Genomic DNA, 17082 nt, shown 5'->3' with positions numbered 1-17082 from the left:
CTATTTTGACATCGGTTTTTTGATTTTGAGTAAAAAATGACTTGCTGAAACAATTTAATTGTATTAAGTGTAGTTTTCACAACAAAATAATATTGAAACGCAAAAAGTTGCGCAATATGGTATTGGCTACTTTTAGTTCATGGTTCATTGCTGATGGTTCATGGCAGCATCAAGAGGGGTGAAGGTTCAGAAACTTACGAAGTAATTAAAACTTCTTAAGTTTAATAGGTAGGTCAGTGTCCTATTACTGTCAACTGTGGTTCTTCGGATTCATCCGAATAAGTTTTGTTTTTTACCACATAGCCTTTAACTCCGTAATATAGTACGTACACATAGCACACCAGTGGTGCAATGAATGCCATCCTGATGCCCGAATGGTCTGATATCAAGCCCATTATTGGCGGGATAATGGCGCCGCCTACAACTCCCATAATAAGTAATGACGAAGCCACCTTGGTGTAATCGCCAATGTTTTTGATGCTGAGCGTAAAAATAATAGGGTACATTACCGAGGTAAACAGTCCTACTATTGACAGTGAAATTATGGATACATAACCGTCCGTAAGCACCGATACCAATATCAGTGTAAAAGCGCCAATACTGCATAGGGTAAGCACTTTATTGGGTTTAACCTGCTTAAGCAAAAACGCTCCCAGCAAGCGCCCGGTTAAAACCAGCGCCATGTAAAGTGTAATAAACAGGGCCGATTTTTGCTCGGTAATACCTGCGATATTTAAGGACTTTGTATACCTAATGATAAAACTCACCACGCCAACTTCGGCACCCAAATAGGCAAAAACTGCTAATACGCCCAGCATAGTATGCCTGAATTTAAATACTCCCGATAGTTTTTGACGGTTGTTACCTTCATGGATAACCGGCAATTTCAAAAAATAAAGTACCACGCAAAGGGCAATAAATAGTGCAGCCAGTGTCAGATAGGGTGGAATAACCAGATGCGCCTCGCTGTTTAAAAATGACTGCAGTTGTTCGGGGTTAAAGGATTGGAGAAGCTGTGCAGGGATATCCTTTTCGTGCAATAAAAATTTAGAACCGATGAACGGCCCTATAGTAGCGCCCATTGAACCAACGGCTGCAGCCAGGCTTAACCGGCTCGAGGCATGATCCGGGTCGCCGAGTTTTGAAATATAGGGAGTAGCCGTAACCTCCAATATGGCAAAACCCGATGCCATAGTAAACAATGCCAGCAGGAATACCGGGTAAAACCTGGTTGTAGCAGCCGGATAAAATATGGCAGCGCCAATAGCAGCTAATATAAGCCCGGTAAGCATCCCTGCTCTGTAACCCATTTTTTCGATAAAGCGGCCGGCAGGCAAAGCCATCAAAAAATAAGCCCCAAAAAATGCCGACTGGATCAGTGACGATTGCAGATCGGTTAGCTGGCAGGCACGCTTCAGGTGTGGAATAAGCACATCATTGATATTGCGGCTCAGGTTCCAGAAAAACATCAGGCTCATCACTATCAGCAGCGGAGCCAGGTATTTTGATGCGTTACTGTTGGTTTTGTTCATGGTTAAGATCTTGTTTTATCGTCTGTATCCAAGTTCGGCGCCACCGCTTACGGGCATAATGCAGCCGGTTACAAACCGGGCCGCGTCCGAGAGCAGGAAAACCGCTGCATCGGCTACTACATCGCCCTCAGGGCAGTAGCCTAAAGCGTGGATATCATTCAGGTATCTTTCTATCGACCCTGGATCTGGCTGTTCGGCGGCCCATTGTTTAAGTAATGGGGTCCATACACCGGCCGGCGAAACAGCATTTACCCTGATACCGTATGGTGCATAATCAAGTGCCATGGATTTGGTAAGGGCATTGATGCCGCCCTTAGTTGCTGTATAAGCAGCATGCAGGCTTTGCCCAATATCACCGGCCATACTGCTGGTGTTTAAAATGCAGCCTTTTGATGCTTTAAGTAAGTCGATACCATATTTGGTTGTCCAATACAGGCTTTTGAGGTTAACATTCATCAGGGCATCCCATTCATCCTCTTCGGTTTCATCAACTGGTTTTGAGGGATGCGCAATAGCTGCATTGTTGTGAATAGCGTCAAGTTTGCCATAATGTTTCCTTATTGCATCGAAAGCTGCTTTTACGTCGGCCGCCTTAGATACATCGCCAGTAATACCTTCATGATTACCTCCAAAACGGTCAAGGGTTTTATACAGGGCGCGCTCATTTACATCCATTATAAAAACGGTTGCTCCCTCACGGATATAAGCTTCGGCGCAGGCCAAACCAATGCCCGATGCCCCTCCGGTAATAAATATTACTTTGTTTAATAATTGGTTCATTTTTGGTTTTTAGCTGGTTACAAGGTCGCTGCTGTTGCCTGCTTCGGCAGGTACGGCGTAATAGCCCCCGCTAATATTGGCCGGATTTTTAAAGTATTTGGCCAAATGCGGTATATGTTCCAAAAATAAGTTTTCGTGTCCAATAGCCACATGGTTAAACAATACCAAATGCTGATGGATCTGCCCCATATCGCCCACGTGCGGTACCACAGGAATATTGAATTTTTTTGCCAGCAGGCTTATCGTCAAAAACTCAGATACACCGCCAACACGCACACAGTCAACCTGACAAAAATCCATGGCGCCGACCTGCAAAAAGTTTTTAAATATGATTTTATTAGGGATATGCTCGCCCGCAGCGATTTTAAGGGGCGCAATTTCTTTAGCTAATGTTTGATGCGCCAAGACATCATCAGGGTGAGTGGGTTCCTCTATCCAGTAAGGGTTTATGCTGTTCAGTTCTTTACAAATGGAGATGGCCTGAGGCAGGTTCCATTTTTGGTTGGCATCCAGCATAATAGTTGTTTTATCACCGGCTTCGGCCCTAACCAGCTTTGCCCTGCGGATATCACGTTGCGGATCATTTGAGCCAACTTTTAACTTCATGGCGGTAAATCCCCGGTCAATGGCGCGTGCTACGTTTTCTTTGATCTTCTCGTCAGAATAGTTAAACCAGCCTACTGATGTATCGTAAGCCTTATAACCTGTTTGTAAAACACCATTGCGTAATGTTCGGCCTGTAAAATTGCCCTTTAAAATGTTTTCTGCTTCTTCAACAGTCAATACATCTTCAAGGTAGTTTAGGTCGAGCGTTGCCACCAGTTCTTTTGGGCTTAAATCAAGCAAAAGTTTCCAGAGCGGTACCTGGCGACTCTTGGCCCAAAGATCGAAGCATGCATTTACTATAGCTGCAAGTGCTAATTGCATAACGCCTTTGTGCGGACCCAGCCAGCGGTAGGCGGGCGAATCCAGTATCGAACGGTAAACCGAACCAAAATCGGCCATAAGTTCCTCAATTTCTCGCCCCTTTAATGTTTCGGAAAGGTATTGGATGGCTTTGCATACCAGGTCATTACCGGCACCAAGGGTAAAGGCCAGGCCAATGCCTTTTACGCTGCTATCGGTATGCAGTTCGCAAATGGCATAAGCATACTGGGTTGAATCGTTTACTGCGTCAGAACCGGCGCCATTGCCTAAATTAAAACGCTTGTCGGTAACTTCAATTTTATTGATGTACATGTAGGTAAATATATTTTGCAAATAGTTTCAGGCCGTTCTATGTCGAAATGCCCTAATGAAATCTTGTTCCTTGTGTTTATAAATCGGTTTATTATACCTTTCCGGATAAGGTATGATGCTGTAAAATTAGTGCCGTTTGATTTTTTACTTTCACTTTAATTGGCAACTTTCGATAGTATTTTTGCTTATATTTAGCTTTTCTCTTCATGTTTTGTTAAAATGAAACCAATTTTAGCCGTATTGTCTGACGGGGTGCAGTCGGATGACCTATTTGTTGCACGGGAGGTGAAACTTCCTTTTTTCTCAAGTGAGTTCCATTTTCATGAAGAATGCCAGTTGGTACATATTGTAAAAGGCTCGGGCAAGCGCATCATCGGCGATCTGGTTGATTATTTTGAAAGCGGGGAGCTTATTTTTCTTGGTTCAAATATCCCGCATGTTTGGCATAATACCCAGGAACAACCCAATGAGGATGACCCTGAACATTATGCGCATTCACTATCTATTCACTTCAATCCGTCAAAATTGCTCATGAATCTTTCGGCATTTGGTAACATACGCAAAGTGGAGTTGTTTTTAAGTAAGGCGCAAAGAGGGATGGAGCTAAAGGGTAAAAGCCGTGATATGGTAATAAAGCTGATGTACCAGATAGTACAGCAGGAAGGGTTGCAAAGGATCATCACCCTGCTCGAGATCCTTAATATCATGAGTGCAGACCCGGAGCATAACCTGCTGGCCAGTATCAACTATATCAACTATTATCAATACCATGATAGTAAGCGCATGGACCAGGTATTTAAGTACATCTTTGATAATTTCAGAGAGGATATTTCACTAAATACCATTGCCGATGTGGCTAACATGAACACATTTGCCTTTTGCCGGTTTTTTAAGGCGCGTACCCAAAAGTCGTTTACCCAGTTTGTAAATGAAACAAGAATTGGTTATGCCTGCAAACTGCTAAATAATAAAGATAACAGTATTACAGATATAGCCTATGAATGCGGTTTTAATAATGTATCAAACTTTAACCGCTTTTTTAAAGTGATTAAAAAGGTAAGCCCGCGCCAGTACCGGAACCAGATTTTGTCTTAATATATGACGATCACTTACCGGCGAAGTGAGTTTTCGCTGTAAGATTGCTTATTTCCTTAAAAATATCTCTCACTTCACCTTCACAGCCGAAGCTGATGAATACTTAATTAAGCACCTCCGCATCCGGCAGATCCCATCTTGTATTGATGGTAGTAACAATTCAATTACAAACCCAGTCCTGCCCAAAATAAAAGTGTAATTAATACACAGTGAATTTTTTAAATAGTAATATTGTGTTAGCCAATTGTTGAACAGCCCTTTTTAGCGATACTGCATTTCATATTTTTTTGCCTTGTTTATAAATCCTTTTAGCAAGGTGATGGATTATATGCTGCTTTTATGGCTGTTCATTAAATGTAAACCAATAATAACCTCAAACATGTCATTAAAAACAAAACTCACCTTCGTTTTTTTGACAGGATTAACTTTCCTGCTTTATTCCTTTAAAAAACCATCTGATAAACCGCGTGTGCTGGTGTTTTCAAAAACTTTAGGCTGGCACCACTCGTGCATCCCGTTCGGGATTGCGGCCATTCAAAAATTAGGTAACGAGAATGACTTTGATGTGGATACCACCACCAATTCTGCTAATTTTAATGACGATAATCTGAAGAAATACCGGGCAGTAATATTTAACTGCACTACAGGCAATGTACTTAATGCAGTTGAGCAGGCAGCTTTTGAACGTTATATACAGGCAGGCGGCGGTTTTATGGGTGTACACTCTGCTGCTGATACCGAGTACGACTGGCCATGGTACGGCAAACTGGTTGGTGCCTATTTTTCAAGCCATCCTAACAACTCTAATATCCGGAAGGCTACTATTGATGTAACCGATAAAAGCCAGCCGGCCACTGCCAACTTGCCCGCAAGATGGGAGCGTACTGATGAATGGTACAATTACAAATCTATTTACAGTGGCATCCATGTGCTGGCAAGCCTCGATGAAAATACTTACGATGGAGGTACCAACGGTGCTAATCATCCCATAACCTGGTATCATGAATTTGATGGCGGCCGGGCATTTTATACAGGCTGCGGGCATACCGACGAAAGCTACAGCGATCCCCTGTTTTTGGGACAATTGCTCGGCGGTATCAAATATGCAATGGGCAATGGAAAGCCGCTTGATTATGGTAAATCATATTCTAAAGTAGCGCCCGATCAAAGTCGTTTTATCAAAACTGTGCTGGTGAGTAACATTGCTTCACCTATGGAACTGGCGGCGGCAAAGGATGGCCGTGTGTTTTTCACCCAGTTGTTGGGCAATTTTTCCGTTTATAATACCAAAACCAATAAATTTAAATTAATCCATAAATTCCCGATCACTTATGAAGGTGGCACGGGTGTCATCGGCCTCACGCTCGACCCTGATTTTGACAGGAACCAGTTTGTTTACATCTACTACATGCCCGCCGGGCAAACCATCGAACCGCTTAATTTCCAGCTTTCGCGCTTCAAGTTAAGTCCGGCGGATGTGCTCGACCTGAAATCAGAAAAAATCCTGCTTAAAGTACCGGTACAAAAGGTGAGCGGCGCTCACCACGGTGGTTCACTGGCCTGGGATAAGGATAAAAACCTGTACCTGTCTACAGGTGATAGCTCAAGCCCGTTCCCTTCTGATGGTTATGCACCGCTGGATGAGCGCCCCGGAACAGAGCATTACAGCCTTGACGCGCAACGCAGCGCCGGCAATACCAACGATTTTAAAGGCAAGATCCTGCGTATTCATCCCGAGGCTGATGGAACTTACACCATCCCCGAAGGAAACCTTTTCCCGAAAGGAATGGCTAAAACCAAGCCCGAAATTTATGTTATGGGCTGCCGTAATCCATACCGGATTGCGGTAAATCCTAAAACATCGGTTTTATACTGGGGCGAGATCGGGCCTGATGCAGGTAAAGATTCACCGCGGGGGCCACGCGGGTACGATGAGTTTAACCAGGCGCGCAAAGCAGGAAACTTTGGTTGGCCATATTTTGTGGGCAACAACTTTGCCTACTCGCACTGGGATTTTGTGAATGCCAAACCAGGGCCAAATTTTGACCCCAAAGCGCCGGTGAACAATTCGCCGAATAACACCGGCTTAAATATACTACCTCCTGCTACCCCGGCCATGATCTGGTATCCTTACGCTGCTTCCGATGAGTTTCCCGAGTTGGGTATGGGGGGCCGCTGCGCTATTGGCGGCGATTTTTATGAGTTTGATAAGAATATCAAAAATCCGAACAAATTCCCTGAATATTATGACGGCGCCTTGTTTGTGGCCGACTGGATGCGCAACTGGGTGATAGACCTTAGGTTTGACAAGGATGAGAATTATTTACGTAACGAAGCCTTCATGCCCGCTAACGGCGATTTCCGCCGGCCTATTGATATGGAATTTGGGCCGGATGGTGCCTTGTATATGCTGGAGTATGGCTCAGTTTACGGCGCCCAAAATGAAGATGCCCGGTTAGTTAAGATTGAGTACAATACCGGCAACCGTGCGCCGATTGCCAAAGCCAGTATTTCGGACACAGCTGCTTTTAATAAATTCGCCAAAACCAGGTTTTTAACTGCCGAGTTAAAAGAGTTTCCGGCAAAAAAGGAAATAGCAGGGCAGGCCCCGCTTAAGGTAAGCTTTAGCAGCCAGAACAGTAAGGATTTAGATGACGACGATAAGATCACTTACCAATGGTTGTTCGATGGTAAAGCGGTTGGGGCATCTACACCTTCGGCCAGTTATACTTTTACTAAACCGGGCGTTTATAAAACTATACTGAAGGTAACTGACAAGGGCGGCTTGTCCGGTCGCGATACGGTAATTGTAAGGGTTGGCAATACCAAACCGGAGGTCACCATCGCCAGTGCTGATAATAAATCATTCATCTGGAAAGGCAAACCATTTCATTATCACGTGGTAGTTAGCGATAAGGAAGACGGTAAGATAGATCCCAAAAAGGTGAAACTATTTTATATCTACAACCCGCAGCCCTCTGCCAATAGCACCACACAAAACTTGACGGCTTTGTCAACTACTGAGGTCAGCTATCCGGGTAAGGGGCTGATGGCTAATAGTGATTGCAAATCGTGCCATACTATTAACAAAACTGCCGTTGGGCCAAGCTTTTTAGCTATTGCAAAACGGTACAAAACACAAAAGGGAGCTATTGATCAACTCTCCAAAAAGATAATTGCGGGCGGCGCGGGCAGTTGGGGTACCGAGCATGTAATGAGTGCGCATCCGCAACTATCAAATGCCGATACGCGGGAAATAGTGAAATACATTTTTTCGCTTACGGATAAAAAGAGCCCGGTATTGCCTTTGCCTTTAACCGGCACACTCAATCTGAAATTTAAAGACGCTGAACCGCGCGGAGAATACACGCTGCTGGCCTCTTATACCGATAAAGGTGGCAAAGTTGTTGGTCCGCTTAAGGCTACGGATATGGTAGTTTTACGCAACTCGGCTGTTAAGGCGGTTTATGCCGATGAGTTGAAAGGCTTTAACAGGTTTAAAGATGACCTGTCGGCAGGGAGCCATAAATCATATGTACTGTTCAGGAGTATCGACCTGACCAATATCAGCAAGTTTGCTTATACATATGCATCGAAGGATTATTACGGGGAGATAGAGGTGAGGCTCGATTCGCAGGCCGGGCCGGTGATCAGTTCCGTAGCTTACCAAACCACTGGTTCATGGGATAAAACCGGTGAAGTAACCGGGACTTTAAGTAAGCCCGTAAGCGGAAAGCACGATGTGTATTTCTTCGCGATAAAACATTCTAAGCCGAGTGACGGTATTTTAAATTTGAAGGGTATTCAGTTTGTTGAATAGTTTTAATATGATGCCGTCATTGCGAGGTACGAAGCAATCGCGAACTTTACAGATCGGATCTGCTAATAGGGGATTGCTTCGTACCTCGCAATGACACATTTTAATCTTCAAGAACCATGAAAAAATCAACCATTTTTATAGCCTTCGTAGCCGTCATGGCTTTGGGACAAAACAAAGCTTCAGCACAAAGCAAACCATTATTTACCGGCCCGATAGGGGTGCAAGCTTACACATTTCGCAGTAGTATGCCAAAAGCTACCGCTGCCGTGCTGGATACCATAAAATCATTAGGCATCACTGAAATTGAAGGCGAAGGGCCGAAAGGGATGCCACCCGAAGAGTTTAGGAAAATGTGCGATGAACGGCGTATCAACATCCCGTCAACCGGGGCGGGGTATGAAGCAATTGTTAATGATCCGGGCAGCGTGATCAAACTCGCTAAAATATTGGGAGCAAAGTATGTGATGGTGGCCTGGATCCCTCATGGTAAAGAGTTCACTTTGGATGATGCCAAGAAAGCCGCTGTTGATTTTAACCGGGTAGGTAAGATCTTGAGTGAAGCGGGTTTAACCTTCTGTTACCATAACCACGGTTACGAGTTTGGAATTTATAACGATGGTACGCTGTTTGACTATATCGCCCAAAATACCGACCCGAAATATGTCTCGTTCGAGATAGATATTCTGTGGTCGTTCCATGGCGGGCAGGATCCGGCTGCATTGATCAATAAGTATCCGTCGAGGATGAAACTGATGCACCTGAAAGATATCCGTAAAGGCGTAGCTAACGACCTTACCGGCGGTACCGATACCAAAAATGATGTTGCCTTAGGTACCGGGCAAATTGATATCCCCGAAGTGCTGAAAGCTGCAAAAAAGGCGGGTATTAAACACTACTTTATTGAGGATGAAAGTCCGTCGTACAGCCAGCAATTGCCTGTTACCATTGCCTATCTGAAAGGTTTAAAGGATTAGTATATGAGTAATTTAAACCGTAGGCAAGTGTTAAAAGCGATAGGTTTAACGGCGGGGGCTGCCGTATTGAGCGAAACTGGAGCGGTAGCAGCGCCCATAGCTCCAAAAGCTGGCAGCGGCTTTGTTTACTCATTAAATATGAGCACCATCCGCGGGCATAACCTTGGCTTTGTTAAAGAACTTGAAGTAGCTGCCAAAGCCGGTTTTACTTCGGTAGAGATCTGGATAGATACCCTGCAAACTTATCTGCAAAGCGACGGATCATTAACCGAAGCTAAAAAGATCATTGACGGATTGGGCCTGAAAATTGAAGACGCTATAGGCTTTGCCCCATGGCTGATTGATGATGAAACAGCCCGCAAAAAGGGCTTGGAACAATTGCAGCAAGAGATGGAAATGCTTGCAAAAATTGGCTGCCATCGCATTGCAGCCCCTCCGGCGGGCGCGACCAAAGGCCCGGTACTTGATCTGGATATGGTTACTGAACGATACCTCACCATCCTGAAAATGGGCGAACAAACAGGCGTTTTACCCCAATTGGAAATGTGGGGCGGATCGCAAAACTTGAAACACATAAGCCAGGTACTTTATGTAGCTACGCAATGCGGTAACGCAAATGCCCGCATTTTGCTCGATGTATTCCACATTTTTAAGGGTCAATCGGCTGTTGAAAGCCTGAATTATGTTGGTCATCACGCACTGGATATTTTTCATGTAAATGATTATCCGGCAGGTATCAGTCCGGAGCAGATCTCCGAACCCGACAGGATCTATTGCGGTGACGGTATTGCCCCGCTTAAACAGATTCTGCAAATAGTTAAAAACCCCGAACGGCCACTGGTGATCTCGTTCGAGGTCTTTAATAAAGGTTATTATGCGCAGGATGCTTTAACGGTAGCGAAAACAGCGTTGAAGAAAATGAAGGCGGTTGCCTCTTGAAGAACATATAAAAGAGATGGGATTGTGTGATTCCCCTCTTGAGAGGGGCGGAGGGGTGTGTTTCTGCTTTGATAAGTCTACCGCATAAACACACCCCTGCTACCGCTCATTTCCCCGCGCCCGCTCTCAAGAGGGGATTTTAAAAGCTCACCATCGATGAGCATAAATAAGCACCAAATATTAAATCTTTCCTTTTTTTACTTCCCTTCATAAACAAACTCAACACTGTCTTTCACTGTAAGTCCGCTCATATTTTGCCCTACGTAAATGATGGTGTATTTTGATGGCTTGCTGATGTCATAAGCCCTCAGCAGGTCCACAGTGGTTGATAGGCTGTCTTTAGGGTTGACTTTAACATAACTGCTGGCCGGCGGCGGCATGATTCTTTTGGCCATTGCGCCTTTGTACAGCATTTCCTGACCACTTGCATCTTTAACGTCAAGGTATTTGCTCATCAACGGCTCAAATGGGGTATGCCATTTGCAAAATTGACGGGCAGTGTCGGCATCGTTGTAAACGGTGAATTTTAGCTCAACGGCGTCTCCAATTTTAATTGTGGGCTTTATTTGCATTTTGGCAAACAGGCTGGCGCTTACAGCAGGGGCAGAACTTTGATTTTTAGCAGAATCAGCAGATGTGTTTTTTACTTTGTTAACACTACACGCCGATAAAGTAAGCAGCGTTGCAGATAAGATTATTTTGTAGTTTTTCATGCCGTAAAGGTAAGCACTTCAATTACCATCGGGCACTTGCCGTAAGCATTGAGGCTGAATTTAATCCAGCCTTAATATTAGGTTGCGTAATTTTGTTGACATCATGGAGCAGATGGCTTTAATTTCTTCAGTAAAACACACCGGCCCGGTCATCAAAAAAGATCAGCCGGATGACAGCTATAAATTTCAGCCCCTGCCCGAACCTTCCGGCAATTATCCCTATCATTTATCCGTGCATGATGTAGTGCCCGGCATTGCTGACAGTAAAATGGTTTTCCATATGGTAGGGGATACCGGCAGTATCCGTAATCCGGGTTCGCAAAGGCGTATAGCAGCTTTAATGGCGGCGCAGTATAAAGTGCTTTCCGGCGCCGATAAACCAAAGTTTTTATACCATTTAGGAGATGTCGTTTACAACTACGGAGAGGCTCAAAACTATTATGAGCAGTTTTTTGAACCCTATAGCCTTTATCCGGGGCCGATATTCGCGATAGCCGGTAACCATGATAGTGATGTAAATCCTGCTGCTGCGATGCCGTATCAAAGCCTTGATGCTTTTACAACAGTGTTTTGTGATACTGTTTCGCGCCCTGTAATGCTGAGCCGAAGGATAGACCGCAAAAGCATGCCGCAGCCCAATATTTACTGGACAATGGACACCCCGCTGGCAACCATCATCGGTTTACACACCAATGTGCCCAAGTACGGCGTTGTTACCCGCGAGCAGCGCGAATGGTTTATGGAGGAACTGCGATCAGCCGATATGCAGCGGCCAGATAAGGCAATTATCCTTTGTATGCACCATGCTCCTTATTCGGCAGATATTAATCATGGCGCCAGTTTGCCGATGATTGATTTCCTGGAAAGTGTTTTTGAAGAAACCGGCATCCGGGCTGATATAGTTTTTAGCGGGCACGTACACAATTATCAGCGTTTCAGTAAGCAATATGATGACTTAACGGTGATGCCTTATATTGTTGCGGGTACCGGAGGCTTTGATGAATTGCATCCAATTGCTTTGACCGACAATACGGGTTTTACTGCGGAAGATTCCAGGTTTGATGGTGTTAACCTTGAATATAGTTGTGATACAAGGCATGGCTTTCTAAAAATAAGCATCGAACGGGATCATAAGGAGATTACCCTAACCGGAGATTATTATACCTTAGCAGATAGGGATGAAAATACATCTGTTTTAACGGATAGCTTTGTTGTAAATATTTAATTATGAGTATTATAAAACACCAGAGGGGAGCATTTGCTTCCCTTTGGTGTTTTAACATTAAAGCTCGATAGCTTCTATTGCTTTATTTAGAGCCGTTTCCTGTAATCCCGGCACTTTTATGCCTTCAACTCTAAATGCTTTAATATCCGTCATCCCCATAAAGCCCAGTACAGCCCTTAAATAGGACTCAGTGAAATCATAAGCTTTCATGAATCCTTCAGAATATACTCCGCCCGATGAAATGGCAAGGTATACTTTTTTATTTTTAACTAATCCCTCAGGTGTTTTTCCATCGTATTTGAAAGTTTTGCCTGCACGTGCAACATGATCTATCCATGTTTTTAAGGTTGATGGAATGCCGAAGTTGTACATCGGTGCATCAATAACTATGGTATCGGCATTCATTAGTTCGGCAATCGCCTCGTCCGAATGTTTAACGGCTTCAACAAGCTCGGGTGTCCTTTTTTCTTCAGGAGTGAAAAAAGATGTTATGTGTGCTTCTTCCAGGTGTGGGAAGGGGGTAGCTGTTAAATCATGTGTGATTAAAGTATGATCCGGGTGGGCCGATTGTAATTCACTTACGATGGCCTTGCCTAATTTTACGCTGAATGATGCTTCGCCCCTCGGGCTGCTGATGAGATGTAATATTTTCATTGCTCTTTATTTTGTAGCAAAATTACCTCTCATAACTATCAAAAAGATATCACTATCCTAAAGGATACCGGTATCCTTTAGGATAGTACCACTTGCTTTCAATGAATTATCTGAAGCTATCATGACATAATTAAATTAAGAATGCTCCCGTCAGCAGGTAAGCTTCGGGTGAAAGCGGGCAGAACAATGGTGGCCTTGAGCGCAAGAAGGGGCATAGCAAGTTTTTGCAGAAGCATTGGGAAAGCGCGAGCGTAGCGGAGCAAAATAATTGCAGCCTGTGGTTCTGACCGTTTTGCAGGGCAAAGGCCGGCGCGACGGGCTGTGGAGTGGGTGAGTGCAAAGAAGCCTCCCTGCTGACTTGATTTTTTGGGTACTTTTGTATCAAGACAAAAGTACCTGGCCCCGCGCGGCCAAGAGCGCGACAATGCAAGTTCAATACCACTAAGCAGTTGTCTGCCTATAAGGGATTGCTTCGTAACTCAGCAATGACGTGGAGGAGATGCCATTGCTCCTTCAGAATCCAACGGATTTAAATCACTCAGGAGTACCGGAAATATGCAGATCCGCGCTGCGCTAAAATTCATGGTTTTTAAACTTACGCCTGTTTGGCGGCAAATGCTTAAACAAAAAAAGCCAGTTTTAACTATAGATTAAAGGTTTTGTGTTTTTTTAACCCATTCATTACCACGTATTTGTACGTGGGTCGATTGCGTATAAATACGTGGTAATTAACGTGCATACACTTGCATGTTACTAAAGCCAGATGCCCAACTTTGGATTAACATCAGCAGCTAACCTGCAACCACCTATAAACATCTAATTATCATGATTTACCAAACCGTAAGTTTTTTAGCCGAGCAGTTAAATAACTATCTCAAAACAACCGACGGGAACAGCGGGCTCAGCTCAAGCTTCACCCAGCTTAAAAACGTGGCCCACCTGAGCGATGATGAGATCAAAGGGCTTGAGAATATCCTGGTAACGCTGGTAAATATATCCGAAGAGTTTACCATGAAAAACATACCGAACTATGTACGCAACGGCGATGATATTAACTATCGCAACGCGCCAATGTACCTTAACCTGTATGTTTTGTTTTCGGCTTGTTTGCATTCTTCTTATGAAAAATCACTGATCTTCCTGTCGCATATCGTCGAATTTTTTCAGGGCAAGAGCACTTTTACCAAACAAAACAGCCCGACCACGAAAGTAGGCCTCGGCGATTTTCGCCTCATACTTGATATCTACTCGCCCACATTTGAGCAGGCCAATTACCTGTGGAGCACGCTGGGCGGCAAACAATTTCCATATGTATTGTACCGCGTCAGGCTAATTGAAATACTGCGCGATAATGTGACCGAAACACGAGGCATCATTAAAAAGATAGAATTGAGCGATAAATTGAGCTAACGATTAGTGCCGGCGATTAACCTGTAAATTATAAACCCGATGGTACTGGACCTGAACTACGAAACGCTTTTTGAGGTTGACATCCGTCATCATTATCACCTCGACGACGGGATCACACTCTTTGACACGCTGAGTGCCGACGCGCGCCTGGCCATGCTGGAGCGCTATGATATAAGCAGTTTCATGAGCGTGACGCCTACTAAAGCTACAAGGGCAAAGTTCGCAGGCTTGCACATGGTTTATAAACAAACCGAAACCGGCATTATTACCGGCATCCCATACACCTTGAACGGAGGGAAGGAGCAGCCGCAGATAGTACCGCCGGATAATACCGTTTTTAGCTTTAGTTTGGCTATTAACGACGGGCTTTTTGCCAACTATAGCTCACTGCCTTTAAAAGCGCCGGATGGTATGGTGTACTTTTTTACCAACGATCCTTCGTATTCGCCGCGTGTGGCGCCGTTTTTAACAGCGACACCGAATGTGTACAAGGCTGCTACCGACTATTATCCCGGCGATATGCTGGTTGACAACCTGGCTGCGCCAACTAAATTATTTATCGCCCAGAAAAAGAACAACCTTGATCCGGCAGCGGGCGCTACCCCGGCGGGCAACTGGGTAACTGATCCGCTGGTGGGCGGGAAACCCTTGGCCTACGCAAGTAATAATGATCTGATCCGCCAGTTTGGACGCATATTTACTTACCAGGTTACGGTGGCTAATAAGACTCCGGTACTCACTATAAAAGATCGCTTTGGCAATGTTGTAAACGTGCCTAGCAGTGTGGAAACCGGGCCTTTGAATATCATCAAAGCTGATATGGGCAATTTACCGGAAGGTTTATATACTGCCCACCTGGCAACAGCAGGTTATACTGACGACTTTCCGTTTTATTACAGTATGGATGCCTCGGCCTGGGCTTTTGTTGACATCTGTGTCAAAACAAACGGTGCAACTTATAACCTGCTACAGGCGGATACCACGCTTAAATCGCCGGTGTTTAGTTTACGGTTTAAAAACCGGGCAACCTACTGGCGCTACATAGGTAAAACTTTTGGCGCGGCATCAGTAACTGATAACGCGCTGCCCCTTACCCGGCAGGGTTTTATAGCTGTGAAAGTGAAGGATAAAAATAATCATCCAACCACTATCGACCTGCCCAATGCAACGGCATCCCTTATTAAACCAGAAACCAACCAGATTTTTTCAGACATATTTTTTTAGGAAGTAAAAAACAGTAATATGGCAACAACATACAAAACTCCGGGTGTTTACGTGGAAGAAATTCCGCTCCTACCTCCGTCGGTAGCCGAGGTTGAAACGGCTATCCCCGCCTTTATAGGCTACACACAAAATATTAGCTATAACGGGGCATCGCTGCAGTACAACCCTGTCAGGATCAAATCGCTTAAAGAGTATGAGCAGATCTTTGGTTTTGCCGAGAATACCCTGTTCACTACAACCGGAACGGCAACCGGTATCAAGATCAAAAAAGCAGCCGGTGTGTTTTCATTTGATGCCGCGGTTGACGATCCTTACCCGGCCCTGAAATTCAGGATGTACTATTGCCTGCAGCTTTACTTTGCCAATGGCGGCGGTCCTTGTTACATTGTTTCGGCAGGCCAAACTGGTGCTGCTGTTAATGTCGACAAAGCTTTGCTTGGTAACGCGCTTGCCGCGGTTCAAAAGGAAGACGAGCCCACCATCCTGCTGTTTACCGATGCCGTAACCCTTATCGCACCTGCAGATTATTATGGCTTGTTTACCGCAGCATTGGCCCAGGCTGCATTTCTGCAGGATAGGGTAGTACTTATTGACCCTTATGTGGCAGTAGCCGATAAAGGGAAGAAAGCGTTCGGTGATATCGCAACTGCGTTCCGCACAGCTATTGGGGTTAATAACCTTAGTTATGGTGCTGCTTATTATCCATGGCTGCAAACCAGCATCAACTATTTCAGCAATGAAAGCAAACAGCTGATCGTTTCCGGAACAGGCGTTACACCAACGGATTTTCCGGCCACTGCCGTTCTGCGCGATGATGCCAACACAGCCAATTCTATCTATCACTTAAACAGTGATCTGTATAACTATATCAAACAGCAAACCAGCCTGTTCTCGGTTATTTTACCTCCCGCAGCTGCAATAGCAGGTGTATACGCTTCTGTTGATAATACGCGCGGTGTTTGGAAAGCGCCGGCAAATGTGAGCCTTAACATGGTAGCAGCCCCAATGGTAAAAATTGATGATGCCGACCAGGAAGATATGAATGTTACCAGCACTGGTAAATCGGTAAATGCTATCAGGGCATTTTCGGGTAAAGGTGTATTGGTTTGGGGGGCACGTACACTGGCAGGTAATGACAACGAATGGCGTTACATATCTGTAAGGCGTTTCTTTAACATGGTCGAAGAATCGGTTAAAAACTCAACCCAACCCTTTGTATTTGAGCCTAACGATGGCAACACTTGGGCAAAGGTACGCGGTATGATAGCCAACTTTTTAATACTGCAATGGCGTGCAGGTGCTTTACAAGGCGCCAAGCCAGAGGATGCCTTCTTTGTACACGTCGGCCTTGGCGAAACCATGACCTCGTTGGATATACTGGAAGGCAGGCTCATTGTTGAGGTAGGCATGGCTGTGGTCCGTCCGGCCGAGTTCATCATTCTTCGTTTCAGTCATAAAATGGTTCAATCTTAAATCA

Annotated in this window: 13 protein-coding genes; 8 read left to right on the top strand and 5 right to left on the bottom strand. The window is 44.8% G+C overall.

The annotated features are described in order from the left end of the window. Positions 1 to 233: 233 nt before the first annotated feature. The 3 genes from fucP to MusilaSJ_RS07875 are packed head-to-tail and all read right to left on the bottom strand — an operon-like array spanning position 234 to position 3551. A complete protein-coding gene (fucP, locus tag MusilaSJ_RS07885) occupies positions 234 to 1532 on the bottom strand; it encodes an L-fucose:H+ symporter permease (RefSeq protein ID WP_274989456.1) in 1299 nt (432 codons plus the stop codon). A gap of 15 nt (positions 1533 to 1547) precedes the next feature. After that, positions 1548 to 2312, bottom strand: a complete 765-nt coding sequence (locus MusilaSJ_RS07880; protein ID WP_274989455.1) for an SDR family NAD(P)-dependent oxidoreductase — start codon at positions 2310 to 2312, stop codon at positions 1548 to 1550. A gap of 9 nt (positions 2313 to 2321) precedes the next feature. Further along, positions 2322 to 3551, bottom strand: a complete 1230-nt coding sequence (locus tag MusilaSJ_RS07875; RefSeq protein ID WP_274989454.1) for an enolase C-terminal domain-like protein — start codon at positions 3549 to 3551, stop codon at positions 2322 to 2324. 219 nt (positions 3552 to 3770) lie between these two features. Here MusilaSJ_RS07875 and MusilaSJ_RS07870 point away from each other — a divergent pair, with 219 nt between their 5' ends. The 4 genes from MusilaSJ_RS07870 to MusilaSJ_RS07855 all read left to right on the top strand — a co-directional run bounded on the left by MusilaSJ_RS07870 (position 3771) and on the right by MusilaSJ_RS07855 (position 10379). Beyond that, on the top strand, positions 3771 to 4646 hold the full coding sequence (locus MusilaSJ_RS07870) for an AraC family transcriptional regulator (RefSeq protein ID WP_274989453.1): 876 nt from the start codon (positions 3771 to 3773) through the stop codon (positions 4644 to 4646). A 379-nt stretch (positions 4647 to 5025) separates the two neighbouring features. Then, positions 5026 to 8466, top strand: coding sequence for a ThuA domain-containing protein (locus MusilaSJ_RS07865; protein ID WP_274989452.1), 3441 nt, complete (start codon positions 5026 to 5028; stop codon positions 8464 to 8466). Positions 8467 to 8582: 116 nt separating this feature from the next. Beyond that, entirely contained in the window at positions 8583 to 9440 is an 858-nt protein-coding gene (locus tag MusilaSJ_RS07860) for a sugar phosphate isomerase/epimerase family protein (RefSeq protein ID WP_274989451.1), read from the top strand. Between the two features lie 3 nt (positions 9441 to 9443). Continuing rightward, positions 9444 to 10379, top strand: a complete 936-nt coding sequence (locus tag MusilaSJ_RS07855; RefSeq protein ID WP_274989450.1) for a sugar phosphate isomerase/epimerase family protein — start codon at positions 9444 to 9446, stop codon at positions 10377 to 10379. A 197-nt stretch (positions 10380 to 10576) separates the two neighbouring features. On the opposite strand, the gene MusilaSJ_RS07850 is transcribed toward MusilaSJ_RS07855, so the two are convergent. Continuing rightward, complete coding sequence (locus MusilaSJ_RS07850; protein ID WP_274989449.1) at positions 10577 to 11092, bottom strand: protease; 516 nt, start codon at positions 11090 to 11092, stop codon at positions 10577 to 10579. A gap of 82 nt (positions 11093 to 11174) precedes the next feature. Here MusilaSJ_RS07850 and MusilaSJ_RS07845 point away from each other — a divergent pair, with 82 nt between their 5' ends. Further along, on the top strand, positions 11175 to 12317 hold the full coding sequence (locus MusilaSJ_RS07845) for a metallophosphoesterase family protein (protein WP_274989448.1): 1143 nt from the start codon (positions 11175 to 11177) through the stop codon (positions 12315 to 12317). A 57-nt stretch (positions 12318 to 12374) separates the two neighbouring features. Here the strand turns inward: MusilaSJ_RS07845 and MusilaSJ_RS07840 are convergent, their stop codons facing one another. Beyond that, complete coding sequence (locus MusilaSJ_RS07840; RefSeq protein ID WP_274989447.1) at positions 12375 to 12971, bottom strand: FMN-dependent NADH-azoreductase; 597 nt, start codon at positions 12969 to 12971, stop codon at positions 12375 to 12377. Between the two features lie 825 nt (positions 12972 to 13796). Between MusilaSJ_RS07840 and MusilaSJ_RS07835 the strand changes: the two genes are divergently transcribed. From MusilaSJ_RS07835 to MusilaSJ_RS07825, 3 genes are read left to right on the top strand one after another with little or no spacing between them, the layout of a single operon-like run. Further along, on the top strand, positions 13797 to 14381 hold the full coding sequence (locus tag MusilaSJ_RS07835) for a contractile injection system cap protein (protein ID WP_090524152.1): 585 nt from the start codon (positions 13797 to 13799) through the stop codon (positions 14379 to 14381). Positions 14382 to 14420: 39 nt separating this feature from the next. Further along, entirely contained in the window at positions 14421 to 15605 is a 1185-nt protein-coding gene (locus MusilaSJ_RS07830) for a hypothetical protein (protein WP_274989446.1), read from the top strand. Positions 15606 to 15623: 18 nt separating this feature from the next. After that, positions 15624 to 17078, top strand: a complete 1455-nt coding sequence (locus tag MusilaSJ_RS07825) for a contractile injection system sheath protein (protein ID WP_274989445.1) — start codon at positions 15624 to 15626, stop codon at positions 17076 to 17078. The last annotated feature ends 4 nt before the right edge of the window (positions 17079 to 17082 follow it).

It is taken from the genome of Mucilaginibacter sp. SJ (assembly GCF_028993635.1).
Classification (GTDB): domain Bacteria; phylum Bacteroidota; class Bacteroidia; order Sphingobacteriales; family Sphingobacteriaceae; genus Mucilaginibacter.
Note: the sequence above shows the minus strand (reverse complement) of the source record. Positions and strands in the feature narration are given on the sequence as shown.

What these genes read in the sequence shown, in the direction of transcription:
- MusilaSJ_RS07835 (WP_090524152.1), top strand. Translation starts at nt 13,797, where the DNA reads ATGATTTACCAAACCGTAAGTTTTTTAGCCGAGCAGTTAAATAACTAT.
- fucP (WP_274989456.1), bottom strand. Translation starts at nt 1,532, where the DNA reads ATGAACAAAACCAACAGTAACGCATCAAAATACCTGGCTCCGCTGCTG.
- MusilaSJ_RS07880 (WP_274989455.1), bottom strand. Translation starts at nt 2,312, where the DNA reads ATGAACCAATTATTAAACAAAGTAATATTTATTACCGGAGGGGCATCG.
- MusilaSJ_RS07840 (WP_274989447.1), bottom strand. Translation starts at nt 12,971, where the DNA reads ATGAAAATATTACATCTCATCAGCAGCCCGAGGGGCGAAGCATCATTC.
- MusilaSJ_RS07850 (WP_274989449.1), bottom strand. Translation starts at nt 11,092, where the DNA reads ATGAAAAACTACAAAATAATCTTATCTGCAACGCTGCTTACTTTATCG.
- MusilaSJ_RS07865 (WP_274989452.1), top strand. Translation starts at nt 5,026, where the DNA reads ATGTCATTAAAAACAAAACTCACCTTCGTTTTTTTGACAGGATTAACT.
- MusilaSJ_RS07825 (WP_274989445.1), top strand. Translation starts at nt 15,624, where the DNA reads ATGGCAACAACATACAAAACTCCGGGTGTTTACGTGGAAGAAATTCCG.
- MusilaSJ_RS07855 (WP_274989450.1), top strand. Translation starts at nt 9,444, where the DNA reads ATGAGTAATTTAAACCGTAGGCAAGTGTTAAAAGCGATAGGTTTAACG.
- MusilaSJ_RS07860 (WP_274989451.1), top strand. Translation starts at nt 8,583, where the DNA reads ATGAAAAAATCAACCATTTTTATAGCCTTCGTAGCCGTCATGGCTTTG.
- MusilaSJ_RS07830 (WP_274989446.1), top strand. Translation starts at nt 14,421, where the DNA reads ATGGTACTGGACCTGAACTACGAAACGCTTTTTGAGGTTGACATCCGT.
- MusilaSJ_RS07875 (WP_274989454.1), bottom strand. Translation starts at nt 3,551, where the DNA reads ATGTACATCAATAAAATTGAAGTTACCGACAAGCGTTTTAATTTAGGC.
- MusilaSJ_RS07870 (WP_274989453.1), top strand. Translation starts at nt 3,771, where the DNA reads ATGAAACCAATTTTAGCCGTATTGTCTGACGGGGTGCAGTCGGATGAC.